The organism is Caballeronia sp. SBC1 (assembly GCF_011493005.1).
Lineage (GTDB): Bacteria > Pseudomonadota > Gammaproteobacteria > Burkholderiales > Burkholderiaceae > Caballeronia.
Window position 1 is genome coordinate 792,800 of record NZ_CP049158.1, and the last position, 25,446, is coordinate 818,245.

The 25,446-nt window shown below is 59.8% G+C and carries 22 protein-coding genes; 17 read left to right on the forward strand and 5 right to left on the reverse strand.

Going from position 1 to position 25,446, the window contains the following annotated elements; translation table 11 throughout:
• The first annotated feature begins 3 nt into the window (after positions 1-3).
• The 5 genes from SBC1_RS30450 to SBC1_RS30470 all read left to right on the forward strand — a co-directional run bounded on the left by SBC1_RS30450 (position 4) and on the right by SBC1_RS30470 (position 4,779).
• Positions 4-1,428, forward strand: a complete 1,425-nt coding sequence (locus SBC1_RS30450; protein ID WP_165103795.1) for an efflux transporter outer membrane subunit — start codon at positions 4-6, stop codon at positions 1,426-1,428.
• A gap of 237 nt (positions 1,429-1,665) precedes the next feature.
• On the forward strand, positions 1,666-2,580 hold the full coding sequence (locus SBC1_RS30455; protein ID WP_165103798.1) for a dioxygenase: 915 nt from the start codon (positions 1,666-1,668) through the stop codon (positions 2,578-2,580).
• A 13-nt stretch (positions 2,581-2,593) separates the two neighbouring features.
• The gene (locus SBC1_RS30460; protein ID WP_165103801.1) at positions 2,594-3,343 is read left to right on the forward strand and encodes an SDR family NAD(P)-dependent oxidoreductase; all 750 of its coding nucleotides are present in this window, start codon (positions 2,594-2,596) and stop codon (positions 3,341-3,343) included.
• 18 nt (positions 3,344-3,361) lie between these two features.
• Complete coding sequence (locus tag SBC1_RS30465) at positions 3,362-4,243, forward strand: 3-keto-5-aminohexanoate cleavage protein (RefSeq protein ID WP_165103804.1); 882 nt, start codon at positions 3,362-3,364, stop codon at positions 4,241-4,243.
• Positions 4,240-4,779, forward strand: coding sequence for a gamma carbonic anhydrase family protein (locus tag SBC1_RS30470; protein ID WP_165103807.1), 540 nt, complete (start codon positions 4,240-4,242; stop codon positions 4,777-4,779). The genes SBC1_RS30465 and SBC1_RS30470 overlap by 4 nt, the downstream gene beginning before the upstream one ends.
• A gap of 191 nt (positions 4,780-4,970) precedes the next feature.
• Here the strand turns inward: SBC1_RS30470 and SBC1_RS30475 are convergent, their stop codons facing one another.
• Together SBC1_RS30475 and SBC1_RS30480 are read right to left on the reverse strand one after the other, a co-directional pair.
• Complete coding sequence (locus tag SBC1_RS30475; protein WP_165103810.1) at positions 4,971-5,561, reverse strand: NADPH-dependent FMN reductase; 591 nt, start codon at positions 5,559-5,561, stop codon at positions 4,971-4,973.
• Positions 5,562-5,902: 341 nt separating this feature from the next.
• Positions 5,903-6,718 (reverse strand): helix-turn-helix domain-containing protein, encoded by an 816-nt coding sequence (locus tag SBC1_RS30480; RefSeq protein ID WP_165103834.1) that lies wholly within the window; start codon positions 6,716-6,718, stop codon positions 5,903-5,905.
• A 282-nt stretch (positions 6,719-7,000) separates the two neighbouring features.
• Between SBC1_RS30480 and SBC1_RS30485 the strand changes: the two genes are divergently transcribed.
• The 3 genes from SBC1_RS30485 to SBC1_RS30495 all read left to right on the forward strand — a co-directional run bounded on the left by SBC1_RS30485 (position 7,001) and on the right by SBC1_RS30495 (position 10,438).
• A complete protein-coding gene (locus SBC1_RS30485) occupies positions 7,001-7,300 on the forward strand; it encodes a superinfection immunity protein (RefSeq protein ID WP_165103837.1) in 300 nt (99 codons plus the stop codon).
• A 650-nt stretch (positions 7,301-7,950) separates the two neighbouring features.
• Positions 7,951-8,298 (forward strand): cupin domain-containing protein, encoded by a 348-nt coding sequence (locus tag SBC1_RS30490; protein WP_165103840.1) that lies wholly within the window; start codon positions 7,951-7,953, stop codon positions 8,296-8,298.
• Between the two features lie 466 nt (positions 8,299-8,764).
• Positions 8,765-10,438, forward strand: coding sequence for an FAD-dependent oxidoreductase (locus SBC1_RS30495; RefSeq protein WP_165103843.1), 1,674 nt, complete (start codon positions 8,765-8,767; stop codon positions 10,436-10,438).
• Positions 10,439-10,731: 293 nt separating this feature from the next.
• Here SBC1_RS30495 and SBC1_RS30500 read toward each other — a convergent pair whose 3' ends face one another.
• Complete coding sequence (locus SBC1_RS30500; protein ID WP_165103864.1) at positions 10,732-11,670, reverse strand: SMP-30/gluconolactonase/LRE family protein; 939 nt, start codon at positions 11,668-11,670, stop codon at positions 10,732-10,734.
• 256 nt (positions 11,671-11,926) lie between these two features.
• On the opposite strand from SBC1_RS30500, the gene SBC1_RS30505 reads away from it, so the two are divergent.
• From SBC1_RS30505 to SBC1_RS30520, 4 genes are all read left to right on the forward strand, one after another.
• On the forward strand, positions 11,927-13,474 hold the full coding sequence (locus SBC1_RS30505; RefSeq protein WP_165103870.1) for a UxaA family hydrolase: 1,548 nt from the start codon (positions 11,927-11,929) through the stop codon (positions 13,472-13,474).
• A 98-nt stretch (positions 13,475-13,572) separates the two neighbouring features.
• The gene (locus tag SBC1_RS30510; protein WP_241202376.1) at positions 13,573-14,880 is read left to right on the forward strand and encodes an MFS transporter; all 1,308 of its coding nucleotides are present in this window, start codon (positions 13,573-13,575) and stop codon (positions 14,878-14,880) included.
• Positions 14,881-14,954: 74 nt separating this feature from the next.
• Complete coding sequence (locus SBC1_RS30515; protein ID WP_165103873.1) at positions 14,955-16,247, forward strand: MFS transporter; 1,293 nt, start codon at positions 14,955-14,957, stop codon at positions 16,245-16,247.
• 79 nt (positions 16,248-16,326) lie between these two features.
• Complete coding sequence (locus tag SBC1_RS30520) at positions 16,327-17,493, forward strand: mandelate racemase/muconate lactonizing enzyme family protein (RefSeq protein WP_165103876.1); 1,167 nt, start codon at positions 16,327-16,329, stop codon at positions 17,491-17,493.
• 98 nt (positions 17,494-17,591) lie between these two features.
• Here the strand turns inward: SBC1_RS30520 and SBC1_RS30525 are convergent, their stop codons facing one another.
• Together SBC1_RS30525 and SBC1_RS30530 are read right to left on the reverse strand one after the other, a co-directional pair.
• Positions 17,592-18,521 (reverse strand): dihydrodipicolinate synthase family protein, encoded by a 930-nt coding sequence (locus SBC1_RS30525; protein WP_165103879.1) that lies wholly within the window; start codon positions 18,519-18,521, stop codon positions 17,592-17,594.
• A 41-nt stretch (positions 18,522-18,562) separates the two neighbouring features.
• On the reverse strand, positions 18,563-19,564 hold the full coding sequence (locus SBC1_RS30530; RefSeq protein ID WP_165103882.1) for a D-glycerate dehydrogenase: 1,002 nt from the start codon (positions 19,562-19,564) through the stop codon (positions 18,563-18,565).
• A gap of 129 nt (positions 19,565-19,693) precedes the next feature.
• On the opposite strand from SBC1_RS30530, the gene SBC1_RS30535 reads away from it, so the two are divergent.
• From SBC1_RS30535 to SBC1_RS30555, 5 genes are all read left to right on the forward strand, one after another.
• Entirely contained in the window at positions 19,694-21,433 is a 1,740-nt protein-coding gene (locus SBC1_RS30535; protein WP_165103885.1) for an IlvD/Edd family dehydratase, read from the forward strand.
• Between the two features lie 52 nt (positions 21,434-21,485).
• Positions 21,486-22,229, forward strand: coding sequence for a GntR family transcriptional regulator (locus SBC1_RS30540; protein ID WP_165103888.1), 744 nt, complete (start codon positions 21,486-21,488; stop codon positions 22,227-22,229).
• A gap of 30 nt (positions 22,230-22,259) precedes the next feature.
• Positions 22,260-23,066 (forward strand): NAD(P)-dependent oxidoreductase, encoded by an 807-nt coding sequence (locus SBC1_RS30545; RefSeq protein WP_165103891.1) that lies wholly within the window; start codon positions 22,260-22,262, stop codon positions 23,064-23,066.
• A 151-nt stretch (positions 23,067-23,217) separates the two neighbouring features.
• Positions 23,218-24,210: a LacI family DNA-binding transcriptional regulator gene (locus SBC1_RS30550; RefSeq protein WP_165103894.1), complete on the forward strand. Its 993-nt coding sequence runs from the start codon at positions 23,218-23,220 to the stop codon at positions 24,208-24,210.
• A gap of 361 nt (positions 24,211-24,571) precedes the next feature.
• Entirely contained in the window at positions 24,572-25,372 is an 801-nt protein-coding gene (locus tag SBC1_RS30555; RefSeq protein WP_165103897.1) for an N-acyl homoserine lactonase family protein, read from the forward strand.
• The last annotated feature ends 74 nt before the right edge of the window (positions 25,373-25,446 follow it).

The window sequence follows — 25,446 nt, forward strand, 5'->3', positions numbered from 1 at the left end:
ATCATGAAAAAGCTCTTCATCGGAATTCTGACCAGTCTCGCCCTCGCTGCGTGTGCCGTGCAACCGGCTAGCCATGAGGAACTGCCGGACACCGTCAAGACGATCGCACCCGCGAACTGGAGCGTCGAGGCGCCCAAGGATGCCGTCGATGCAAAGACCTGGTGGTCGCAGTTCGGCGACCCGGTGCTGGACGAGCTGGTGAACTCGGTGCTGACCAGCAATCTCGACCTGCAGGCGGCAGCCGAACGCGTCACGCAGGCGCAAGCGCTCACCACGCAAAAACATGCGGCGCTTCTGCCCGAGCTCGATGCGACGGCCACGGCCGCCGATGCGCGGCAAAACACCCCGCCTCCGCTTGGCTACGTGCGCCAAGGTGGCGTTGGTCTGGCGCTGAACTGGTCACCCGACGTATTCGGCGGCGAGCGGCTCGACCTGCTCGCGGCCCAGGCGAAACTCGTTGGCCAACAGCATGTGGAGGATGAACTCAGGCTCGCGCTGGCGGCCGACACTGCGTCCGCGTATGTGAACCTGCGTTGGGCGCAGGCAGAGTTGCAGATCCTGCAGGACAACCTCGGGATTAGGCAGCGTGCGCTGCAACTCACCCAGGAGCGCTTGAAGTATGGCCTGTCGACCCAGCTCGATGTAGCGCGTGCACAGAACCAACTGGATGAACTGCAGGCCAGAATTCCACGCGCCCGGTCGACAATCGAGCACGAGTTAAGCCTGATCGCGCTGTATTCAGGACGTACGCCGGAATCGGTCGACAAGCTGGTGCTGGCAACGCCGGGTCCCATTCCCAACCCGGAAGGAGCCGCGCCGCAGACCTTGCCGTCCGAAGCGCTGCTGCGTCGTCCGGACGTGCTCGTTGCCTACGCCACGGTTGAACAGCGTGCCGCGGAGGTAGGGGTGTCGAGAGCCGAGCGTTATCCGAAGTTCTCGCTGAACCTGAGTGATGGATTGCTTGCATCGTCGTACCTTGGCTTGCCCGCGCTCACCGACAACCTGTTCAGCGCCGCGTTGAACGCGACCAGTCCGATCTTCAACGCGGGCCGGATTACGGCTGATATCCAGCAGAGCGAAAGCAAGATGCGCGAATCGCAACTGAACTTGCAGCAAATAATGCTGCAGGCGCTCAAGGAAGTGGAAGACACTCGCAGCGACCTCGTTAGCATGACTGAATCAACGCAACGGCTGACCGATGCATTGGGTGCTTCGGACCAGTCGTTGAAGCTGGCGAATCAGCTGTACAAAGGCGGTGCGACGGACTTCCTCGACGTACTGGCCGCACAGCAGACCTATTTGCAGGACTCGGACCTGCTTAATCAGGCGAAACAGGAGCACGCACTTGCTGCGGTGGCGCTGTATAGATCGCTGGGTGGTGGATGGAGCCAGACCGCTCCGGTTGTTGCCGTCAGCGCTGATCATTGAGGGGGCGCGCTCCTTACTAAGCCACTGCGCGTCGCGCTCGCGAGCGGACGCTGCAGTGGTTCAACTTGGCAGAAACTCGAAAGCGATTGGCGGCCGCGTCGCCTCGAAGCGGATAGCATCCAGATATGGCTTCGCGCAAATTCATCGAAACCAACTTCAAGCGCTTTATCAATGCTATCGCGGCTCAACTGCGGGGAGCTCTCGTTCCCCGATGGGTGCGCCTATAAGGAGACTCGTATGACCGATCTATCGCACCTGGACAGTATCGCTGACGACGCTGAGTCGATTACAGAGGTGGTGCTCGCTGCAATGAGCCGAACCGATGACGCCCGGCTCAAGCAGATTCTCGACGCGCTTGTCCGGCACGCCCACGCATTCTTTCGCGAGGTCCAATTGACGGACCGGGAGTTCGAGCAGGGCATTGAATTCGTCAAGGCGATTGGCCAGGCCACGGTCGACGATCACAACGAGGTCGTGTTGTGCGCTGACGTGCTCGGTTTTTCGACACTCGTCACGCTGCTCAATACAGTGGACAAGACCGACCGGACGCCTGGCGCATTGCTTGGGCCGTTCTATCGCGGCAATTCCCCTGAATATGGCAACGGCGAATCTATCGTCGCCGAGGGTTCTCCGGGCGCTCCGCTGTTCGTGCGTGGTCACGTGGTTGATACCGCACGCCAAGCCATCGCGAATGCCAGGGTTGACGTGTGGCAGGCATCGCCGGTGGGTCTCTATGAAAACCAGGACCCGGACCAGCCCGACATGAATCTGCGTGGCAGCTTCAGGACCGACGCAGACGGTTGCTTCCGTTTCCGCTCGGTCAGACCTGCTGGTTACCCAGTCCCCACTCATGGGCCGGTGGGCGTCCTGCTGGCGAAGCAGCATCGGCATCCGTATCGACCCGCTCACATTCACTTCGTCGTGATTGCAGAAGGGCACGAGACGTTGGTCAGCCAGGTCTTTGCTGACGACTCGGAGTATCTCGGCTCGGATGTCGTGTTCGGAGTCAACCGGTCGCTAGTCGGCAAATTCGCGATGCACGATGACGGCCAGGCGCCTGATGCAGACGTGACAGGGCCGTACTACACGCTCGACTACGACTTTGTGCTGACCGAAGGTACACCGACGTATCCGACACCCCCTATCAAGTAAGCCGGAGATTCAAGTGTCTAACCATCTCGAAGGAAAAGTAGCAGTCGTTCTTGGGGGCACGGGCGGCATCGGTGTCGCTACCGCCACCCGGCTGGCAAACGCGGGAGCGACCGTCGTCGTCACCGGTCAGTCTGACGTTGCCAAGGCGCAGCTTGTGGTCGATTCACTGCCCGGCAGCGGTCATGTAGCAACAGTTGCGGCGATCACTGACAGCACATCGCTCGTCGAACTCGCCAGCCGCGTGAAAGCACAGTTAGGGCGGACGGACATCCTTGTCAACACCGCCGGTTTTACGAAACCGGTCAAACATGGCGACCTGGATGCGCTGACAGACGAGTTGATCGACGAAATCATGAAGGTCAACTGGCGCGCACAGTTTGCTGCCATCCGCGCTTTTCGCCATCTGCTCGACGAGTCCGGTGACGGACTGGTCGTGAACGTATCGTCGATTTCAGCCAGCACGGGCGTGGGCAGCAACATTGCGTACTGTGCAGCGAAAGCGGGGCTCGATGTCATGGCCGCCTCGCTGGCGCGAGCACTTGCGCCGCGTATCCGGGTTCTGAATGTTTCACCCGGTGTTGTCGACACGAGCTTCGTGCCCGGGCGTGGCGCGGACTTCAATGACAAGGTCGCCGCGACGACGCCTCTAGGACGAATCGGCACGCCGGACGATATTGCCGCAGCGATCGAGGCGTGTGCAACCCATCTGACATTCAGCACCGGCGTGACGATTGTCGTCGACGGCGGCCGACGCCTGAACTGAGCTTAAGCGAGGCCAAGCATGCATGCACGTAAAACCATTATTACCTGCGCCGTTACCGGCAATCTGACGAAACCGGAGCAGCATCCCGGCCTGCCGATTACGCCCCAGCAGATTGCCACATCGGCGCTGGAGGCGGCGCTTGCCGGCGCGGCTGTCGTTCACATTCATGTGCGCGACCCCGCAACCGGCCGGCCCTCGATGGATATCGACCTGTATCGGCAGGTCATCGAGCGAATCCGCGCCGTCGATAGCGAACTCATCATCAATCTGACTACCGGTCCCGGGGGGCGCTTCATTCCGAGCGACCACGATCCCAGGGTCGCGGCCCCGGGGACGACACTGCTGCCGCCAGAAAAACGTGTCGAGCACATTGCTGCGTTGAAACCCGATATTTGCAGTCTCGACCTGAACACCATGAATTCAGGCGGCGACGTGGTGATCAACACCCCGAAAAACGTGCGGCGCATGGCAAGCGCGATACGCGAAGCCGGCGTCAAGCCGGAGCTTGAAATATTCGACTCGGGTGACTTGCACCTCGCCCTGGATCTGATCAAGGAGGGCGTGCTCGATGGACCGGGGCTCTGGACGTTTGTGATGGGTGTGAAGTACGGCTTTGCCGCGACGCCGGAAACGCTCCTGTACGCCCGCAACTTTCTCCCGCAAGGGGCGGCGTGGTCGGCCTTCGGTATTGGCCGGGCAGAGTTTCCCATTGTCGCCCAGGCATGGCTGGCCGGTGGGCACGTGCGCGTCGGTCTTGAGGACAACATCTACCTATCCAAAGGAGTCCTTGCTGAAACGAACGCGGTGCTCGTCGCCCGGGCTCGGGACATCGTATTGTCGCTGGGTGGAGAGATTGCGACTGCGCGTGAAGCGCGCGAGCAACTGGGGTTGGTGAAATGAGCAAGGACCAGGACGCACGGCAGTTCGGCACGCCGTCGGTTCACCGATCAGTATTCGTGGGCCACGGAACCTCGATTATCGGCGATGTGCAGATTGGTGAGCACGCATCAATCTGGTTCAACTGCGTGTTGCGTGGCGACGTGCAACGCATTGTCATCGGCGCGAGGACGAACATCCAGGACGGTTCCGTTCTTCACGGCACGACGAATGGATCGCCGACGCTGATCGGCAGCCAGGTCACTGTGGGACATGGCGCGATTCTGCATGCGTGCACCATCGAGGATCTTGCTTTTGTGGGTTTCGGCGCGCGGGTCCTTGACAACGCAATTGTGCGCACCGGCGGCATGCTGGCGGCGGGCGCGGTGCTGACGCCCGGGAAAGTGGTCGGATCAGGGGACCTGTGGGCCGGAAATCCTGCCAAACTCCTTCGCCCGCTCACAGAACAGGAACGGGCGGGGATGATCACCTCGTCGGACCGCTATGTAGCGCTTGCACAGCGGTATATGTTCGCCAAGCCCGTCGTCCTGCATTTCTAGCGGGACGTTTTTCTGCTCAACCCTGGCTAAGTAAAACTGATCCTTTTTTGCTGTCGTGCGGCGAACTCGGAAAATTACCTTCCCCGGTTAGCGCGCGACTCCCCTTGCGCGAGGGGTCTTGCAATGGTCACGCTATACCTCGGGGAAGCTTGGGTGCAATCTCGCGCGAGATGCAAATCCGGTCCGGGCAACTAGGCTTCGAGCACGGATTCCTCATCCTGGACGGTTCGGCTCGTCTTGATCTCGTTGATAAATCGATCAATGGAGTTCGATACGAAATCAAGCGTCTGCTTTTCGGAAAATATCCCGTTCTCGAACTTCTTGTTTACATGCGGAATGACGATTTCCGGCATCGGGACAATTTTGCAAAGCATCGAGCTGAGTGTTTCTCGCAGTTGATACTGCGCCCGCACGCCCCCAAGAGCCCCGGGAGAAATCGTGCAAAAGAGGACTGGCTTATGATGAAAGCAACTCGCGAAGGCCGGCCTGGACAACCAGTCCAGGGTATTCTTCAGCACCCCGGGAATACCGTGATTAAATTCCGGCGTCACAATGACAACGCCGTCGCTTTGCGCGACGAGACTGCGCCCCAGTGCGACCACTTCAGGTAGAGCGGACTCCTCAAGGTCCTGGTTGTAGTGCGGGAAATCTCCAATATTCAACACGTCAAGACCGTATCCTCGCGGCAGAAGCTGCTTGCCAACCATATCCAAAACAGCAGATGAATAAGACTCCTGACGAAGGCTGCCTGACAGGCCGACAAATCTAAGCGATGTTTTCATGAGATTATTTGATCAATAGAAAAAATGCCCGTCCGGTCCAGACGGATCGAAAGGGGTGTCATGTATCAAGCGAGGAGTGTGGCCCGTGATGAAGCATCCACCGGACCCGCAGGAGACAAAGCGGGCTTCGCCTCACAGACGGTTTGACTATAGCCACCGGGTGCATGACCCGGCGGACAACCACTTTCGAGTTTCAGCCAAAACGCGAGCGTGCAAAGCAGACACCGGCAAGGTGGTAGACCAGTCCGACGACGACGCCGGGAATGAGGGAACTCGTTCGGACATAGGCTTTCGAACTTTGGACAAGGCGGGCCAGACGGCTCGCGTACCGCTGCTCCCCGTTAGCGCACCGCTGGCGTGGCAGCCCCGTCCCCTGAGGCGGCCAGTGTTTCGTCCGGACGGAATTCACTAGGCGCAGTGCCCAGTTCGCGGCGAAACATATCGCTGAAACTGCTGGGCAGATAGCCCAGGGATCGCGCCACCGAGCTCACCGTTTGACCTTCCGCGAGTTTCGATAAGGCAATGGCGAGCTGTACCTGCCGGCGCCATTCCGCGAATCCGAGTCCCAGCTCCCGCGTGAACAGCCGTGACAGCGTGCGCACGCTTGCACCTACGGACGTTGCATGATGTTCGAAACTGATGTCGACAGAGGGATTGCTGATGACGGCCCGGCATAGTACCTCTAGCCGGCGATCCGATTTGTCCGGGAGCGGAATTCTCAGCGAGTAGCGCGGCGCGTAAGTCAGTTCCAGTGCAGCAAGATGGTAAGCCGCGTCCAGATATTCGTCGTCGCGTTCGCGTTCGTGTTCGGCGATGCTCGTAATGAGTTCCCTTAGCAAACCGTTGACTTCAAAAACGTCACCGGTCTTGCTCAGGTGCTGAACGTCTGGTCCACGTAGATAAAGGTTGCGCATGTCAACCTCGCTCATCATGTATATGGAGTGCTCGGTTCCGGGCGGTAGCCAGACCGCTCGCTGCGGCGGGACGATCAGTGCTTCACGACCGACTTCAACCCACATGACACCTGCGACTGCGTAGAGCACCTGAGCCCATTCGTGAGCGTGCGGGTCAATGCGAAGGCCACGCGGATAACGTCTTGCCAGCGATCGGCCTCGTCCGGATTCGTCGTCGAGATCGGGAGGGACAGCTTTCGGCATCGTAATTTGCCTATAAAAAGGGGCGGGACGAATAAGCATACCTTGTAGAAACGGAGGATTGGGACGCGCGCCAAGGTCTCCTGCAAGGTGGTGCCCACGCCAGAGAGCGGCTCGAAGCAGGGGATGTCCCGCCGCCGCTGGCACCGGAGATTCTTGCGTTCCAGACAATAACGTTTTAACGGATCACATCTTTGAGTTGAATATCGGTAATCGTATTATTGCTTTTATATTCTGGTTCAATGGCCAGGTTTTTGGGCGTAACACGTCCAGCCGGAGGTGAAGATGTTTCGCTACCTTTTAGAGGGTCTTGCGGTTACTGCCGCGGTCGCAGTGTATTTCCTGCCAGCCATCGTGGCCGACCGAAAGGGACGACGTAACGTCCTCCTGTTGGCGCTACTGAACGCATTGTTCGGCTGGACGGTAGTGTGCTGGATCGCAGCGCTTTACTGGGCGCTTCATCCCGACAGCCAGGGCCGGATAGTCCGTACAGTCCGTGCAACGCGGCGCGCGCAGGCTCATAGCACCGTCGCCGCGATTGTCGATCGAGCGCAGAAGCGGGCGGATGCCGGGCGCATGAGGTGACACGGTCAGGGTTGAAAAATACATCGAGGTAACAACACGACCTGAGGTGCCCCTGTGACAGGGGGGCCCGCGACCTAACGTGTCCTGTTTGCGTTGCGAAAATGTTCAATGGCAAGGTCGATGAACGCCCTGACCTTAAGCGAGAGAAACTTAGGCCCGCTTCGGTCAGGGACATCCTGCGCGTGGTTCTCTGGAGCGAGCTGGTTCCAAGGTGATCCTCAAGGTCGGCAAGTGCCCGGCTTTATTCGAGGGACAACCATGTCGAGCGATCCCGCGGCACGGGCGAAGCTGTTGAGCTCCGCGACCTTCGTAAACATCCGCATCGACTTCGCGATGTCCGCGGAATTCCTCCTCATGTTTGGCGAAGGACTAGGGTTGCATCGCTACTGTCAGGTAGAACCTTAGCCAGTGAACTGCCAGTTGAATGGCCAATGACTTTCGAGTTTCGGACAGTCCTCGTCGCCAGTCCAGGTTGCCAATAGTCGACCAGCGTTGGCCGAAACTCGAAATCGATTGTCATCCGTGCGGCTACCGAACAGATAGCATGTGAAGCACTGTGATTGAGCGGGACCCGCGTTCGAGCACACGCGCGCACCGACCGCGCTGACCGGGCCGCTTGAGGCCGTAACTCACGGAGCCTTGCTTAAGCCATGAACGTGACGCGATTTGACGAAGCCCCCGAATACCTGCCCGCGCATCACTATCAGATGCGATGTGTGAGACTTCAGGGGCACGAGGCCGGCCCTGCCGACACATTCTGGATGGGGGTGTCGACCATTGAGCCGGGCGGTTACACGTCGCTTGCGGCGTCCCCGCTGGAGAAGCATTACGTTGTGTTGCAAGGCGAGGTTGTCGTTTGTACCGAAGACCATGCAACGACGCTCTACCGGTACGACTCGTGTCGCCTGGCCCCTGGTGAAGCGCGCGCATTGAGAAACAATTCCGCCGAACCCGCAATGATTTTGCTTGCGATGCCGTTGGTGCCTCCGACACCCTGATTGAAAGTTCCCGCTGCAGTGTTGCGTTCTGGTTAACGGTGTTTTGAGAAATAGCCGTTCATGCCGCGTAAGCATTGCCTCTACTATTGCACCGGCGCGGCATGCGCTGTCAGTCATAAGGAGTCCAATGAACACCCCTCGGAGCCGAACGAAAAGCCGCTGCTTGAACTGGTGCGTCTCGGGAGGCCGCCGGATTCAGCGTATGCCAAGCCGATCGGTGCATCATCAGGAAAATCCGCCTACGGCCAAGTAACAGACGTTCGATTTATCGAGTGGAAGTCACCATCACTCTTGATTCGCGCGAAAGCTCGACAGGGGTATATTTCGGCTAAGAGTACTACTCGCCAAAGCGGCTATAACTCGAGAAAATAGCCTTCGATCGCGTGTCGCAACCGGAACTATCATACCCCTGGTGGACAAAGCAGTTCCACGACAAGGATCACGTCTCAACTTGATGGAATCTGCCATGGGCAAAGACTCTTCAGGTAATCCGAACGAACTGTCGTCAGGCGGCAGCCGCTACCATCAGGTGTATCCCACGCTGGATGAGAGGCAACTGGCAATATTGGAGGGATACGGCACGCGACGCAAGCTGAAGCCCAACGACATCCTCTATTCCGAAGGCGACCGGCACACCGGGATGTTCGCCATTCTTTCCGGAACGATCGAGGCGTCCAGGGCGTCCGTTCAGGGTCCCCGATTACTGGGCACACATGGCCCAGGCAGTTTCACCGGCGAGGTCGCCACGCTCGCCGGCCGGGCTGCGGTCGCAACAACACGGGCCCTCTCCGATTGCGAGGTCATCGTCATTGATGAAGAATCGCTCCGCGCGCTCGTGATCGCAGAAGCCGAGTTGAGCGAAACGATCATGCGCGCGTATATCTTGCGCCGGGTCGCTTTCATCCAGGGCCAACACGTAGGCGTGGTGGTGATTGGGAGTACGTCCTCGGGCCCCACGCTACGCCTGCGCCATTTCCTGAGCCGCAACGGTCAGCCCTCGGCCTACTTCGATATCGTCGATCACGCAGAGGCCAAAGAACTCCTGGCGCACTATGACGCAACGGAAGCCGACATTCCGGTTGTGATCACGTTGCAAGGCTCTGTGCTGAGGCAACCCAGCCACAGGGCCGTCGCAGACGCGATCGGCCTGAGTCCGGACAGGCTCAATGGCGAGCACTTCGATGTCGTGGTGGTGGGCGCGGGCCCCGCCGGTCTCGCGGCCGCAGTGTATGCCGCATCGGAGGGATTGAAGGTGGCGGTTCTGGACGCCAAGGCGCCGGGGGGGCAGGCCGGCACCAGTTCGAAGATCGAAAACTACTTTGGCTTTCCGACTGGCATATCGGGGCAGGCGCTAGCCGGCCGCGGGCTGTCGCAATGTCGGAAGTTCGGCGCCGAGGTCGGCGTTCCGATCGAGGCGCTGACGATCGACTGCACGGACTCCCAGTCGTTTTACATTGGCCTCAATCAGGACGAGTGCGTCTACGCTCGCGCTGTCGTTGTTGCTACCGGGGCGCGCTATCGGAAGCCGGATCTTCCCCGTCTTGAGCATTTCGAGGGTCGCGGCATCTACTACAGCGCGACTTTCATGGAGGGCGGGTTCTGCAAAAACGAAGAGTTGATTGTGGTGGGCGGCGGGAATTCAGCCGGACAGGCCGCGGTATTCCTTGCGAGGTTCGCGCGCCATGTCCACGTCGTCATTCGCGGTGACGGACTCAGTGCAAGCATGTCGACCTATTTGATCAGACGAATCAACGCGTCGGCCAACATCACGCTTCACACGCGGACACAGATCGTCGAGTTATGCGGCGAGTCGAAACTAGAGTCGATAAAGTGGGACCGGCAGGGGCAGATCGAACAGAAGCCCATCCAGCACGTCTTCCTTTTTCTGGGAGCCCAGCCCAATACTCGGTGGCTGGGTGATTGCGTCGCCCTGGACAAGGATGGGTTTGTGCTGACCGGTGCCGATACAGGCGGCAGGTGGAAAGCGGAGCGGCCGCCGCATGATCTGGAGACAAGCAGGCCCGGTGTCTTTGCCGCCGGCGACGTGCGGAGTAGCTCCGTCAAGAGAGTCGCGGCTGCCGTGGGAGAGGGGGCAGCTGCCATTCAAGCCGTTCACCAATATCTTGCAAGATCCGGGTGACGTGTGTGGAGTGGCAGCTTGTCTCGAGAACATCTTCGAAGCATTGTCGTGGTGCTTCATTTAAGGAGCACTCCGATGGAAGACGAGAACCGCAAGGCTGCCACGGCAATGGACAAGCGTCGCCCACGGCAAGGGCAAGCATTCCGGGCGTAATGATCACATGGAAAGCCGCCGACGTTTCAACGTGACGAACCATCGGCTGGTAGTGCGGGCCGTTGGCGTTCTGCTTGTAGACGACCTTCGCCATGCGCTCGAATGTCTCGCTGACCAACAAAGTTTTGCCGCACCCCGCGTCATCCACCCACGGCGCCCTGCGTGTTCACATGCACCGCGTAAATGGACTGCGACGAAGCCATGAACAACCGGTTACGTGCGCGTCCGCCAAAACATAGATTCGCACAGCGCTCCGGCAACGCGATCCGGCCAATCATCTTTCCTTGCGGCGAAATCACCATGACGCCGTCGAGTTCGTCGTTACCCATGCCCCAGCCGCACCACAAATTGCCGTCGATATCCGCACGCATTCCGTCAATTGTCCCGGCACCTGCGTCGTGGAACACGCGGCCTCGACCGATCCCGCGACCGTCCGGATCCATTTCATAAACATGAATCATCCGGTTTGGCACGCCGCGCGACTCGATGATGTACAGCAGTTTCTCGTCGGGCGAAAAGCACAAGCCGTTCGGCCCCTTCAACTCGCGCGTCACGACTGACGCTTGGCCCGTCACGCCATCTATTCGATACACCGAATGTGGTAGTTCCTGCTCCGCCTTGAGCCCTTCGTAATGTCCTTGAATGCCCATCGGCGGATCAGTGAACCAGATCGAGCCGTCCGATTTCACCACGAGGTCGTTCGGGGAGTTAAGGGGCTTGCCGTCGAAGGAATCAAGCAGGACGGTTACGCTTCCGTCGTACTCGGTACGCGTGACGCGGCGGCCATGCTCACACGTAACAAGCCGTCCTTGGCGGTCGCGCGTGTTGCCGTTCGCGTAGTTGGAGGGCTTGCGGAACACGCTGACCATGCCCGTTTCCTCCTCCCATTTCAGCATCTGGTTGTTCGGAATATCGCTCCAAAGAAGGTAACGGCCATCGCCGAACCATACCGGACCTTCGGTCCAGCGGTACCCGGTAGCCAGCCGTTCGACGGCTGAAAACGCCACCCGGTATTTATCGAAGGAAGGGTCTAGCGAAATCACGCGAGGGTCGGGATATCGCTCAGCTTGTTGCCACATCTGTAGCTCCTGGTTGAGTTCCGGGATTGCGCCGGTGCGGTACGTGCGACCGGTGTTTGAGCGACAGTATAGTGCAAATGAGTAAGCGCTTTCTCTTGAAATTCCGACAAAACTGCCATAAGATGCCTGAAATTAAGGATGTTATGTCAGCGGTGCGTCCGTCAGAACGGTCGTTTGAGAAAGCGATTACTTGATTGGTACTTTCTTGCAAGCGTTTCAGACAGCTGATCGAAGGACTTTTAAAGGGCAATGCCTAATGATCGATATGTCCAGCAAGACCGTAACCGGGCCGGTTATCCGGTTGCATCCCGCCGATAACGTGGTGATCGCACGCATCGACGTGGCGATCGGCACTCCGGTCCCATCAGAAGATTTTGTTTGCCGCAGCCAAGTGACAGCGGGATACAAAATCGCGGCCGGATCGATCAGGAAGGGCGAGCCAATCCGTAAATACAATGTAGTGATCGGCTTTGCTGCGACGGACATTGCGGCAGGCACGATGGTGCATAGTCATAACGTGGAGTTCCGCGAGTTTGATCGAGACTACGCGTTTGGCGCGGAGTACCGGCCGGTCGAGATGGTGCCCGAGGCTGAGCGCGCCACCTTCCAGGGAATCGTGCGGGACAACGGCGAAGTCGCGACACGCAACTACATTGGCGTGTTGTCGACAGTTAATTGTTCGGCCACCGTGGTCCACAAGATTGCCGAGTGGTTCACGCCGGAGCGGCTGGCGGACTACCCCAATGTGGACGGCGTGGTCGCGTTCAGTCACTCGATCGGTTGTGGCATGGAGATGAGCGGCGAGCCAATGGCCCTGTTGCGACGGACCATGGGGGGTTACGCACGCCACCCCAATCTCGCCGCAGCTCTGATTGTCGGCCTGGGATGTGAGCGTAATCAGTTGTCCGGACTAATGGATCAGGAAGACTTGAAGGCGGATTCCCGGCTACATACTTTCATCATGCAGGAGAACGGGGGCACCCGTCGGACCATCGAGGCCGGCGTGGCCGCGGTGCAGGCGCTGCTGCCCGAAGCTAATCGTGTGAAACGCACGACGGTTTGCGCAAGTCACCTGAAAATCGGCCTGCAGTGTGGTGGCTCGGACGGCTTCTCGTCTATCACCGCTAATCCTTCGCTCGGCGCGGCAATGGATCTGCTGGTACGTCATGGCGGCACGGCAATCCTCTCTGAAACGCCCGAAATATACGGCGTTGAACATACGCTGACACGGCGTGCGGTCAATCGCGAAGTCGGCGAAAAACTGGTCGAGCGGATTCGCTGGTGGAAAGACGTGTATTCGGTCGGTCGAGACGTACAGATCAACGGCCAGGTCAGCCCTGGCAACCAGGTAGGTGGCCTGGCGAACATCTTCGAGAAGTCGATTGGATCATCGATGAAAGGCGGGACCGGGCCGCTGATGGAGGTGTATAGGTACGCGGAACCGGTGAGGAAACACGGACTCGTGTTCATGGATACACCGGGCTTCGACCCGGTCTCGGCGACGGGGCAGATAGCCGGCGGCGCGAACCTGATCGCCTTCACCACCGGGCGCGGTTCAATGTTCGGCGCGAAGCCCGTGCCATCGCTCAAGCTTGCCACCAACACGCCGATGTACAACCGCCTCACTGAAGACATGGATCTGAACTGCGGCGTAATCCTGGACGGCGTCGCATCAATCCAAAGCACGGGCCGGGAAATCTTCAACGCGCTTCTTGCGGCCGCGTCGGGAGAGCGCACAAAGAGTGAAATGCTGGGGCTTGGCGACCACGAATTCGTACCGTGGCAGATCGGCATCATGAGTTGAGTCCGCGCGGGTCAGCGCATCGGCAGGGCGAACGGCCATTTACACAATAAGTAAGCTGCCGCCCGGCAACCGGTCAGACAGAATAGTGGAGACAGCCCTTGAGTACTCAAACCTCGACAGTACGAATACCTGACAGCGCGGCAAGCAACTCAATCTATACGCGAGTGACCTGGCGCTTCATGCCCTTGCTGTTCGTCTGTTATGTCGTGGCCTATCTGGACCGGGTCAATGTGGGTTTTGCCAAGCTCCAGATGCTCAGCGACCTGAACTTCAGCGAGGCCATGTATGGCTTCGGCGCCGGGATCTTTTTCATCGGTTATTTCTTCTTTGAGGTGCCTAGCAACCTGCTGCTGCACCGGCTCGGCGCGCGCCGATGGATAGCCAGGATCATGCTCACCTGGGCTGTTCTCTCAGCGGCGACCGCATGGGTCAGCACGCCCGCGATGTTCTACGTATTGCGCTTTTTTCTCGGCGTAGCTGAAGCGGGATTCTTTCCGGGGCTAGTGCTGTATCTCACCTATTGGTATCCAGCACACCGGCGCGGCAAGATGGTCGCATTTCTCATGGCAGGCAATCCGGTGGCGGGTATTGTTGGCGGTCCCATATCGGGATTCATCATGCAGCGCCTGGCGGGCAACGCGGGGCTTGCCGGCTGGCAGTGGCTGTTCATTCTGGAAGCCATTCCCGCGCTGCTTCTGGCGGTTGTCATTTTCTGGTTCCTCGATGACCGGGTGAAGGACGCCAAGTGGCTGCCAATGCACGAGCGCGAATTCATTGCGGCAGAAATCGAAGCGGAGGCGCGCACCAAAAGCCACGGTTCCGTGCGCGAGGTGTTCACGTCGCTCAAGGTATGGCTCCTGTGCGCGATTCTGTTCGGTATTGTGATGGGCTCGTATGCAGTAGGTTTCTGGCAGCCGACCATCATCAAGGGTTCGGGAATCACCGATGCCTTTACCATCGGCCTGCTCACCGTGGTGCCGTATCTTGTTGCCTTGATTTCGATGATCCTCGTTGGCCGCCATGCGGATCGCACACGCGAACGCCGGTGGCACGTTGTCGTGCCGCAGTGTGTGGCGGCAGCGGGCTTCGTGATCTGCGCCTATGCGGGAAACAACACCTATGTTGCTTTGCTGGGTCTGACGCTTGCCGCATCGGGAGTGATTACCGCCTTGCCAATGTTCTGGGCCTTGCCGACGTCGTTTCTCGGAGGCACGGGCGCCGCGGCAGGCATCGCATTGATCAACTCGACCGGCAACCTTGCCGGATTCGTCAGCCCTACGCTGGTCGGATGGCTGAAGACGATCACGCATTCACTCGATTCGAGTCTGTTCCTGATTGCAGGCTCGCTGCTTGTATCCGCCTGTCTTGTCCTCACGCAGCTTCCTGCAAAGCTTGTGAACAAGTAATAAGTCCATGCCACTCGTCAGAAGTGCCAGATCATAAAGTTCGGAATACTTACTTAATATGAAGTGGAGACAACATGAAGACTGGCAGGTATCGCTACGTCGTCGCCTTGCTGCTATTTATTGCGGGCGCGATCAATTACATGGACCGGGCGGCGCTTGGGGTAGTCGCGCCTATCATCAACAAGGAGCTGAGTCTTTCACCCTCGCAACTCGGAGTAGTGTTCAGCAGCTTTTTCTTCGGCTATTCCATCTTTGCTTTTGTCGGCGGCCAACTGGCTGACAAGTACGGACCGCGCCGGGTTTTTTCCTGGGCGATGGGAAGCTGGTCGATCCTCTGCGGACTCACCGCGGCCGTGAGCGGATTCGGCACGCTGCTGATTGCGCGGGCGCTTTTCGGCTTCGGCGAAGGGCCGATGAACTCGACGACCAACCGGACCATTACCAACTGGTTTCCCCGCCACGAAACCGCGACCATGGTCGGGTTTACGTTTTCGGGCCAGACGGTAGGCAGTGCGATCGCCGGACCGGTGGTCGGACTGATCGCCATCGCTTATGGCTGGCGCACGTCGTTTGTGATTATCGCGGCGCTCGGGCTGGTGTGGATTGTCGCCTGGCGCATTTTTGCGACCGACAGGCCCGCTGAAAACGCGCGGGTCGGCGAGGCGGAACGCGAGCTGGTCGAAGCGAGCCGGAACGCCGCGCACCCGGCTGAAGGCGGTGACGAAACCACGCCGCTACGCAGCTACCTGTTTCGTCCGAGCACGCTCGCGCTAGGCGTTGGCCTCTTCGCGGTGAACTACACGCTGTTCGTGTTCATTTCGTGGATGCCGAGCTATTTCACCAATGCGCTGCATCTGGACATGGCGCACATGAGTGTCCTGAGCGCGGTGCCATGGGCATGCGGCGGGATCGGCTATTTCGGCGGGGGCCTGCTTGCCGACGCTTACTTCAAGCGGGCAAACAACAAGCTGCTGGCACGCAAGGTCTCGGCTACGGTGCCGCTCGCATTGTCGGGTCTCGCGCTGCTGGGCGTCAGCATGGTCGATTCCGTCACGCCCGCGGTGGCACTGGTCGCGTGCGCCGTGATGTTTCTGACAGCTTCGTCGCAGGCGTGCTGGGCAGTCATGCATGAGCTTGTGCCAGGCAGGCATCTGGGTGGCGTGAGCGGCTTTGTTCACTTGTTGAGCAACATTTCGGGCATCGTCGGGCCGACCATGATGGGCATTGCGGTCCAGTACTTCGGCGGTTACAGCAGCGGCTTTGTGCTCGGCGCGGTAATCGATCTGATTGGTGTGCTGGCCATGCTGCTTGTCATCGGCCGGCGCGCGGCAGATAAGGCAGCCGAGGGGCAGTCCACCGCCGCGTAAGCCTTCCATTCCTGTCACGCCAGGATGAAGCGCGATGAACGGGAAATGTCATTAATTTTTTCTGAGTTGACCTATTGCCATGAATCAAGCCATCGTTGAAACAGAGCAAGACGATTATCAGACCCGTTCCCGGATCGTTTCGGTGGAGGCGCGCACTATCCGCGTCCCACTCGACCGCCAGACTGCATTTTCGACACGGCTAGTTACCGCTCGCGACTACACGGTCGTGCGAGTCACCACGGCCGACGACCGGTACGGCATTGGCTTTTGCTACAGCGGCAGCCGTGCGGGCATGCTCGTCACCTATGCCGTGCGCGAACTGTTTGCACCGCTGTTGCGCGGGCGATCCGCCCTTGATATTGAAGGCCTGTGGCGCGCAATGTACGAGGAGTCGCTGCTGCAAGGGCGTGCGGGATCGGTCATGCGAGCGCTGTCCATCATTGATATCGCGCTGTGGGACAGGAACGCGCGAGCGGCCGGCTTGCCGTTAAGCCGGTACCTTGGCGGGACATCGAGCACAACCGTGCCGGCGTATGCCAGCGGCGGCTATTACCTCGAGGGCAAGACGCCGGAGCATCTCGGCGACGAGATGGCGAGTTACGTGGCGCTTGGATTTCGCGCCGTGAAGATGAAGGTCGGGCGGCTTGATCCGCGCGGTGAGGAAGCCCGGATCAGGGCAGCACGGGAGGCGATTGGCGACGACGTGCTGCTGATGCTCGATGCCAACAACGCCTGGTCCGATGTTCCGACCGCGCTGGAATATATGCGCCGGTACGAACCGTTCAACCCGTACTGGATAGAAGAGCCGTTCAGCCCGGACGACATCGAGAGCCACGCGCAATTGAGCCGGCGCACGCCGGTGACGGTTGCGACAGGCGAGATAGAAGCGGGACGCTGGCGCCATCAGGAGCTGCTCGATAAACGCGCGGCGATGATCCTTCAGTCGGACGCGGCAGTGTGCGGAGGGATCAGCGAATGGCGGCGGATTGCGGCGTCGGCGGCGGCTGTGGGTGTGACGATGTGCCCGCACTGGTTTCACGATTTGCACGTGCATCTGGTGGCATCGACGTCCAATGCGCGCTATGTCGAATTTTTCCCCGATGATCAGGTGCTGAATTTTCGTCGACTGGTCGATACGCAACTGGAGTTCGCGGACGGCAGGCTGACGGTGCCGACCCGTCCTGGCCTGGGCTTCGATTTCGACGAGGCAGCGCTAAACGAATATGCGCTGGACGACTGGGCCTGAGAGGGCACGTAAATAAGTCGTGAACAAGTCGTCAGTAAAACTAATAATCTAACCGCCGGTTATACATGCAGCCGGCGGTTTTTCGCTTTATGCCGCTTTTATGCCGCTACTTCGATCCCAGGCATCGAGAAGCCGATCTCATGCAATGCCGAGGCGAGCGCGTCGCATTGGGCTGTAGTCAGATCAACGAGCGGCGGGCGTACGACACCCCATTCGGGATCATTCGAATAAACGCCGATCGCGGCTTTGAGCGCAGGGATCATTGGAAACTTGGCGAACACCGCACGCGTGGCGTCGAGTGCTGTCTGGCGGGCATCGGCGTCATCCGACTGCCAGTGACGGTACAGATTCACAATCGCCGCCGGATTGACATTGCCGGTTGCCGTGATGCAGCCCGCGCCGCCCGCTCGCAATGTGGCCAGCAGGAAGGTTTCGCTGCCGGCGAAAACATCGAACCCACGCGGCTGGAAGCGCTCGAGCATTGCCTGAGTATTGCTCCAGTCGCCTGAACTGTCCTTCACGCCGGCGATGACGCCCGGGAATTCAGTCAGTAGTCGTTCGATCAGCCCGAGGCTGAGCGGCACCTGGGACACGGGCGGGATGTGATACAGATAAATGCGCAGTGCTTCCGAACCCACCCGCTCGATGATCTGCGCATAACTGCGGAACAGGCCTTCGTCGGTGACGCCCTTGTAATAGAACGGCGGCAGCATCAGCACATGGTTGACGCCCAGTGAGAGCGCATGACGCGTCAGCTCCACCGTGTCCGTGAGTGCCGAACAGCCCGTGCCCGGCATCAGACGATCGATCGGGATTTGCGCGCCAACCAGCGTTTCGAGAAGCTTCTTTTTCTCGCTGACCCCGAGCGAATTCGCTTCCGAATTGGTGCCGAACACGGCGAGTCCCACATCCTGTTCGATGAGCCATCGGCAATGACGAACATAGCGATCGTAAGCGGGAAGAAGGTCTTTGGTGAACGGCGTGACCACGGGCGAATAGACGCCGTGAGGCCGGCTGACAGAAGTCATCGCGTGTTCCTTATCGTTGAAGTGAGGGTGTCTCGCATCATTCATCCCGCGAGATGTCGGAGGGACGAGCGGGCTTTGAGTGCTTCGGGATTGACACAGGTAGAGGAGAGATTGCCGTCGAGTGCGCCAATGAGATTGCGCGCAGCACGCATGGCCATGTTCTCGCGCGTCTGGCGCGTAGCGGAGCCGATGTGAGGCACCGCCACCACGTTAGGCAATTGCAGCAGCGGCGAGTCGTGCGGCAAGGGCTCGCGCTCGAAGACATCGAGACCGGCACCGAGAATGCGTCGTTCACGCAAATGCTCGATGAGGGCTGCTTCGTCGACGACCTGTCCACGCGAACAGTTGATGAGAATGGCGGACGGCTTCATGAGGCCGAGCTCGGTGCTCCCGATAAGACGCTCGGTGGCGTAAGAAAGCGGGACGAGCAGGCAGACGAAATCGGCGCTTGCCAGCAGATCCGGGAGCGGCCGCCATTGCGCGCGATACCGCTGCTCGGCTTCCTGATTGCGAGACCGGTTGGAGTAGATCACATCCATGCCAAAACCGAGGGCAGCACGTTTCGCGACTGCGCTGCCGATGCGCCCAAGCCCCACGATCCCAAGCGTCTTGTGATGCACGTCGACACCAAATTGCGCTTCGCCGACAGAACGGGTCCACTGACCGCGCCGGGTCCAGTCCGCTAGTTCGGAGATGCGGCGCGCGGTGGCGAGGATCAGACTGAAGACGAGATCGGCGGTGGTTTCGGTGACTTCGTCCGGCGTATTGGTAAGGAAGATGCCGCGGCGCGAGAGCTCGGGGACGTCGAAGGCGTCAAAGCCGGCCGAGATGGTGGAGGCGGCCTGGAGCGACGGCGCAGCATCGAGGAGATCAGGGCTTATCTTGAGATTGTTGCCGATGATCCCGTGAGCCGAGGCGAGCGCGTGCCGAAATGGCGCGAGGTCGCCGCCAGAAGAAACGTCGACCACGTCGACGGAGCAGTGCTTGCGAAGAACGTCCAGCACGGCAGGAGGCAACGGACGATAGGCCACGACATGCTTCATGAAAACCTCGGGACGAATCCTGTGTAGAGAGATAACAGACGAAAAAGAACCCCTTGCGGAAGCACTATAGATATCGTTAAGATTGTCGTCAAGATTATCAATAATTTCATTGAAGAGTTAGGAGCAGCGATGAGCGAGAAGAAAAGCGGCTTGCGGCAGGGCCTGACGAACTACGGCGACGAAGGCTTCTCGCTGTTTCTGCGCAAGGCGTTCATCAAGGGCGCGGGCTATACGGACGACGCCCTGTCGCGCCCGATCGTGGCCATAGCGAACACCGGCAGCGCCTACAACCCCTGTCACGGCAACGCGCCGCAATTGATTGAAGCGGTGAAGCGCGGTGTGATGCTGGCGGGCGGCCTGCCGGTCGAATTTCCAACGATCTCGATCGCTGAAAGTTTTTCGCATCCGACCAGCATGTATCTCCGCAACCTGATGTCGATGGACACGGAGGAGATGATCCGGGCTCAGCCCATGGATGCGGTGGTGCTGATCGGCGGCTGCGACAAAACCGTCCCGGCCCAACTGATGGGCGCGGCCGCGGCGGGCGTTCCCGCCATTCAGCTTGTTACGGGCGCGATGCTCACGGGTTCACATCGGGGCGAACGGGTTGGGGCATGCACGGACTGCCGTCGCTTCTGGGCGAGTTTTCGTGGCGATCAGATTGACGAGGCCGAGATCGAAGCCGTCAACAATCAACTCGTTGCAACGGTGGGAACCTGCTCCGTGATGGGCACGGCAAGCACGATGGCCTGCATTGCGGAAGCCTTGGGGATCATGTTGCCGGGCGGCGCGTCGGCGCCAGCGGTGACGGCCGATCGCATTCGCATCGCCGAGCGCACCGGCGCGCAGGCCGTGGCGATGATTGGGAAGGACTTGAGTCCCGCGGTAATCCTGACGCCAAAAGCGATCGAAAACGCGTTGCGGGTGCTGCTCGCGATCGGCGGTTCGACCAACGGCATCATCCACCTCACGGCGATTGCGGGGCGGCTCGGCATTCGCATCGACCTTGCGCAGCTCGACCGGATGGCGCGCGAAACGCCGGTGCTGGTCGATCTGAAGCCGTCGGGACAGCACTACATGGAGGACCTGCATCGCGCCGGAGGTTTGACCACGGTCATGCGCGAGATGAAAGGCCTGCTGCATCTCGACGCGCTCACAGTGACCGGCCGCACACTCGGCGAGGAGCTGGATGCCGCTCCTGCAAGTTTTCCGCAAGAGGTCGTCCGCCCATTTGATCGCCCGATCTTTCCGCAAGGCGGCATTGCGGTGTTGCGTGGCAATCTCGCGCCGGGCGGCGCGATCATCAAGCAGTCGGCGGCAAGCGCGAGCCTGATGGAGCATGAAGGCCGGGCCGTCGTGTTCGAGGACGCGGAGGATCTGGCTCTTCGTATCGACGATCCGGAACTGGACGTGGAAGCGCACGACATACTCGTGCTCAAGCGGATCGGCCCGGTCGGCGCACCCGGGATGCCGGAAGCGGGCTACATTCCGATCCCGCGCAAGCTCGGCCGCCTGGGTGTGAAAGACATGGTGCGCATTTCGGATGGCCGCATGAGCGGCACGGCGTCCGGTACGGTGGTCCTGCACGTGACACCGGAAGCGGCCATCGGCGGTCCGCTCGCGATCGTGCAAACGGGCGACCGGATTCGCCTGAGCGTGGCAGAACGATCGATCGAACTTGCCCTCGGCGACGAGGAAATTGCAGCGCGTCTTGCCGCTTTGCCGGCGCGCGAGGTCGATCCCGACGAGCGGGGTTATCGCAAGCTATTCCTGACCACGATCACCCAGGCCGACCAGGGCTGCGACTTTGATTTTTTGCAAGCGACTCGCGTTACCGCGACCGTTCCCGGCGACGGAAACAAGGTTTGACGGCCCCATTTTCGTATAGGCTCCCGGCTTAGATCATTTTGCGGACCCTTTTATGAGCAACGCTGCCAAGTCCAAACTCTCCGATGCACCCGTCGCGAAGACGGTCGAGCGCGACCGCAATATCGACGAAACGATGCGCAGCGTCTCGGACGAACTCGAGGAGCAAATCGTCCTTGGCGTTCTGCATCCGCGAGAACGGCTCGTGGAAGACGATTTGTGCGAGCGTTTCAACCTGAAGCGCCACGTCGCGCGGCAGGTGCTGGCGGAAGTGGAGCGGCGCGGGCTGGTGGAGCGCCGCAAGAACGTAGGCGCGCTGGTCAAGTCGTACACCCCGCGCGAGGTCATCGAGCTGTACGCACTGCGCGAACTGCTGGAAGCCGACGCGGCGAGGCGGATTGTTTTTCCGGTGAGCAGCGAGGCGCTCGACGCGTTGGAGGTCATTCAGGCAGAGCATGACGAAGCGGCCGATGCCGGTGATTTGCGGCGCGTGTTCCGCGCAAACATGGCTTTTCACCATGCATTCTTTGCGCTTTCGGAAAGCCAGGTCCTGACGGAGGCGATTCGCGAGTATGAACGCCGCACGCACGCTATCCGGTCGGTCTCGATCGTGTTTCCTCAGTACCTGGAAAAGGCTCGCGCCGAGCATCACCAGATGATCGAGGCGCTTCGGGCGGCCGACCGGGAATCGCTGATCAAGTTGTGCCGGGAGCACCTGGTGCCATCGCGCGATGCGTATCTTGAAGCGCACCACCGCCGCTCGCTTAGCTACGCCGCGCAGAAAAGCCAGACCGAATAACCGTATTTACTTCAATCACACGGAGTATCAATGACTCGAGTATTGATTACCGGCGCGGCGGGCCACATTGGGCGCGTGCTCCGCGCCGGTTTCCAGGGCCACTATGCGCTGCGTCTGGCCGACATTGCGCCGCAAGCCGAGGCGCAGGCAGGTGAGGAAATCGTGACCGCGGACATCACGCGGCTGGAGGATCTTCTTCCCGTCATGGAAGGTGTCGACGTGGTCGTCCATCTTGCCGGTATTCCTGACGAGGATCGCTGGGAGCGCATCCGCGATATGAACATTGAAGGCTGCTACAACGTGTTCGAAGCGGCGCGGCAAGCGGGCGTCAAGCGCGTGGTGTTCGCGAGCTCGAATCATGCAGTGGGTTTTCATCGTCGCGACCGGATGATCGATAACGCGGTCGAGCCTCGCCCGGACAGCCGCTACGGCATCTCGAAGGTGTTCGGCGAGGCGCTTGGCCGGATGTACGCGGACAAGCACGGCATGTCGGTCGCGTGCATCCGCATTGGGTCGTTTCGCCCCGACGACCAGCCGAGCGCGCCACGGCACCTCTTCACCTGGATCAGCCATCGCGACATGGTGCAGGTGGCACGCCGCTGTATCGACTATCCGGATTTTCACTTCGCGATCGTCTATGGCGTGTCCAATAACGCGCGCAATCGCTGGGACAACGCCAACGTGCGCTATCTCGGCTTTGTGCCGGAGGACGACGCTGAACTGCACGCGGCCGAGATCGCTGCAACCGGGAAGATAGAAGACTCGCGCGAAGCGCTGTTTCATGGCGGCTTCGGCTGCCTGGTCGAATTCGACGGGGATCCGGCCCGGATCGATTGAATGTGGCGGTCCATCGTCGGGAAAGCGCGTCGCGTTGTAGTATGCGGTCGTGAATGGCATCATTCATGACCCTACGACGAGAAGCAGGTGGACGTTGAACACGGAATTAAAAAAGAGGGCGCCGCGCCGCAAGTCCAACGCGGTTTCAGTCATGGACGTCGCGCGCGCCGCCGGAGTTTCCACGGCGACCGTTTCGCGTGTTCTTAACGGCAACGCCACGGTTGCGCAGGCATTGCAGGACCGGGTACGCGAGATCGCGCAAAATCTTGGCTACACGCCCCATGCGGCCGCGCGCGCGCTTGCGTCCCAACGCTCGAAGACCATCGGCGCAGTCATTCCGTCGCTTGAAAACCAGAACTTTGCGCTCGGCGTGTTCGCGCTGCAAAAACGTCTTGGCGAAGCCGGTTATACGCTGCTTCTGGCCTGTTCGTACTATGACCAGGAGGACGAACTCAAGCAGGTCCGCGCGCTGATCGCCGATGGCATTGCCGGGCTGATGCTGGTGGGCCGCAGTCATTCCCCCGCTCTTTACGAACTGCTCGAGAAGGAGCAGATTCCGCTCGTGAACGGCTGGACCGTCGATCAACATCATCCGTATGTAGGCTTCGATAACGTCGCGGTCGGGCGGCGCATCGCGGAATATCTGCTCGATCTCGGGCACGTGCATTTCGGCATGATCACGCAGATGACCCAGCACAGCGATCGCGCGGCCGATCGCATCATGGGTGTGCGCGCAGCCTTGCGGGCGCGCGGGCTCGAGTTGCGTCACGAGCACCTGATCGAGATGCCGCACAAGATCATTGAAGGCCAAATGGCCATGCGCGCGCTGATGCAGGGTCCAATCCGGCCGACTGCTGTTATCTGCGGCACGGACTTGCTGGCGGTGGGCGCACTTGCCGAAGCGCACGAAGCCGGCATCAACGTTCCCGGCGAACTGTCGATTGCCGGTATCAACGACATCGAATTTTCCAGCTTTACCACGCCACCGCTAACCACGATGCGTCTGGCCGCGGACGAAATCGGCGCACGCAGCGCCGAGTACCTGCTCGCGCATATAGAAGGGCGGCCCGCCAGTTCTCAGAACATCGTGCCCACCGACCTGATCGTGCGCGGCACGACGGGCCGTCCTCCCAGCAGCGGTTAAGCCTGGCTTGGCGATGTGCGCGGGATTTGCCCGTACGTTCGATTTTTTCGGTAATCGCTTACCATAAAGAGAGCGGGGTCGATCTATCTTCGCCGAGATGAGAAATTAAATAACGATCGATACCTGAGTAAAGCGGCATAAATATCTGTTTTTATAGGGTTGAATTACGATGGCTTGGGTTTTCCTTGAGTGCCGGTTGTTGACAGATAGGTTCAATTTCTCTACATTCTGAGTAAGCGCTTACCAGTCGAATGAAGAATTCCGGGACGTTTGCGCTTCCACTTCAGATGTCGGCCAGGAAAACTCTTCGTGGCAACGAAGTCATAAGGCGCCGGCGATACCGCGCACTCAAGAGACGCCCATGCATGAATCTTCGAAGCTTACGAATGATCACGCCGACGAATTCACCATCCACCCGCTTAACTGCGGCACGATCCGCAACCACGAACGCTCAGGCTTCCTGTACCGCACGGATTGTGGCGGCGCGCGGCTGAACGCTCCGTGTATCGCATGGTTGTTGCGCAGCCAGAATCGCACTCTGCTCGTGGACACGGGACCGGGTACCCGGAGTCGCGCCGCGCGTTTTTACAGCGACGACGGAGACCAGCAGGATCTTCTGAACGAAGAGCTGGCACGCCTGGGCGTGGATCCCTCCGACTTGACGCACGTCATCCTCACGCATCTGCACAACGATCATGTCGGAGGGGCGCCGCTGTTGAAGAACGCTCGTTTTTACGTGCAAGAGGCGGAGCTTAAAGAAGCCGTGTGGCCGGTGCCTTTTCAACGGCCCATTTACGAAACCAATCAGCTCGGCAAGATCCCTTCGTGGGTCGACATTCTGGACCGCATGGAAGTGCTCGAGGGGGACGCCGAGATCATGCCTGGGGTACGCGCTTTACTGCTCCCGGGCCACACGTCCGGCTCACAGGGGGTGCTGGTGAATACCGCAGAAGGCGGGTTCCTGATTGCCGGGGATCTGGTGCCTCTGTACGAAAGCTGGCCGGGCACAGAGAGCCAGGCGATACCCAACGGAAATCACACGGATCTGCGTGCGTACTCCGCAAGCTTCAGGCGCCTGGCGGCGCTTAACGCCACGGTATTGCCGGCGCACGAGCCGCGCGTATTCGATTTCAAACAATATCCTTCGTGCCGTTGCTTGTAGCGTGCCTTTTTAGCGTGTCTTGTACCCGGGCCGCGACTTAAGCCTGGCATTTACCCCCGGCGCTCAGCGGATGA

Coding starts and splice junctions, on each gene's coding strand:
- SBC1_RS30450 (WP_165103795.1), top strand. CDS start 4: ATGAAAAAGCTCTTCATCGGAATTCTGACCAGTCTCGCCCTCGCTGCG.
- SBC1_RS30455 (WP_165103798.1), top strand. CDS start 1,666: ATGACCGATCTATCGCACCTGGACAGTATCGCTGACGACGCTGAGTCG.
- SBC1_RS30465 (WP_165103804.1), top strand. CDS start 3,362: ATGCATGCACGTAAAACCATTATTACCTGCGCCGTTACCGGCAATCTG.
- SBC1_RS30470 (WP_165103807.1), top strand. CDS start 4,240: ATGAGCAAGGACCAGGACGCACGGCAGTTCGGCACGCCGTCGGTTCAC.
- SBC1_RS30475 (WP_165103810.1), bottom strand. CDS start 5,561: ATGAAAACATCGCTTAGATTTGTCGGCCTGTCAGGCAGCCTTCGTCAG.
- SBC1_RS30480 (WP_165103834.1), bottom strand. CDS start 6,718: ATGCCGAAAGCTGTCCCTCCCGATCTCGACGACGAATCCGGACGAGGC.
- SBC1_RS30485 (WP_165103837.1), top strand. CDS start 7,001: ATGTTTCGCTACCTTTTAGAGGGTCTTGCGGTTACTGCCGCGGTCGCA.
- SBC1_RS30490 (WP_165103840.1), top strand. CDS start 7,951: ATGAACGTGACGCGATTTGACGAAGCCCCCGAATACCTGCCCGCGCAT.
- SBC1_RS30495 (WP_165103843.1), top strand. CDS start 8,765: ATGGGCAAAGACTCTTCAGGTAATCCGAACGAACTGTCGTCAGGCGGC.
- SBC1_RS30500 (WP_165103864.1), bottom strand. CDS start 11,670: ATGTGGCAACAAGCTGAGCGATATCCCGACCCTCGCGTGATTTCGCTA.
- SBC1_RS30505 (WP_165103870.1), top strand. CDS start 11,927: ATGATCGATATGTCCAGCAAGACCGTAACCGGGCCGGTTATCCGGTTG.
- SBC1_RS30515 (WP_165103873.1), top strand. CDS start 14,955: ATGAAGACTGGCAGGTATCGCTACGTCGTCGCCTTGCTGCTATTTATT.
- SBC1_RS30520 (WP_165103876.1), top strand. CDS start 16,327: ATGAATCAAGCCATCGTTGAAACAGAGCAAGACGATTATCAGACCCGT.
- SBC1_RS30525 (WP_165103879.1), bottom strand. CDS start 18,521: ATGACTTCTGTCAGCCGGCCTCACGGCGTCTATTCGCCCGTGGTCACG.
- SBC1_RS30530 (WP_165103882.1), bottom strand. CDS start 19,564: ATGAAGCATGTCGTGGCCTATCGTCCGTTGCCTCCTGCCGTGCTGGAC.
- SBC1_RS30535 (WP_165103885.1), top strand. CDS start 19,694: ATGAGCGAGAAGAAAAGCGGCTTGCGGCAGGGCCTGACGAACTACGGC.
- SBC1_RS30540 (WP_165103888.1), top strand. CDS start 21,486: ATGAGCAACGCTGCCAAGTCCAAACTCTCCGATGCACCCGTCGCGAAG.
- SBC1_RS30545 (WP_165103891.1), top strand. CDS start 22,260: ATGACTCGAGTATTGATTACCGGCGCGGCGGGCCACATTGGGCGCGTG.
- SBC1_RS30550 (WP_165103894.1), top strand. CDS start 23,218: ATGGACGTCGCGCGCGCCGCCGGAGTTTCCACGGCGACCGTTTCGCGT.
- SBC1_RS30555 (WP_165103897.1), top strand. CDS start 24,572: ATGCATGAATCTTCGAAGCTTACGAATGATCACGCCGACGAATTCACC.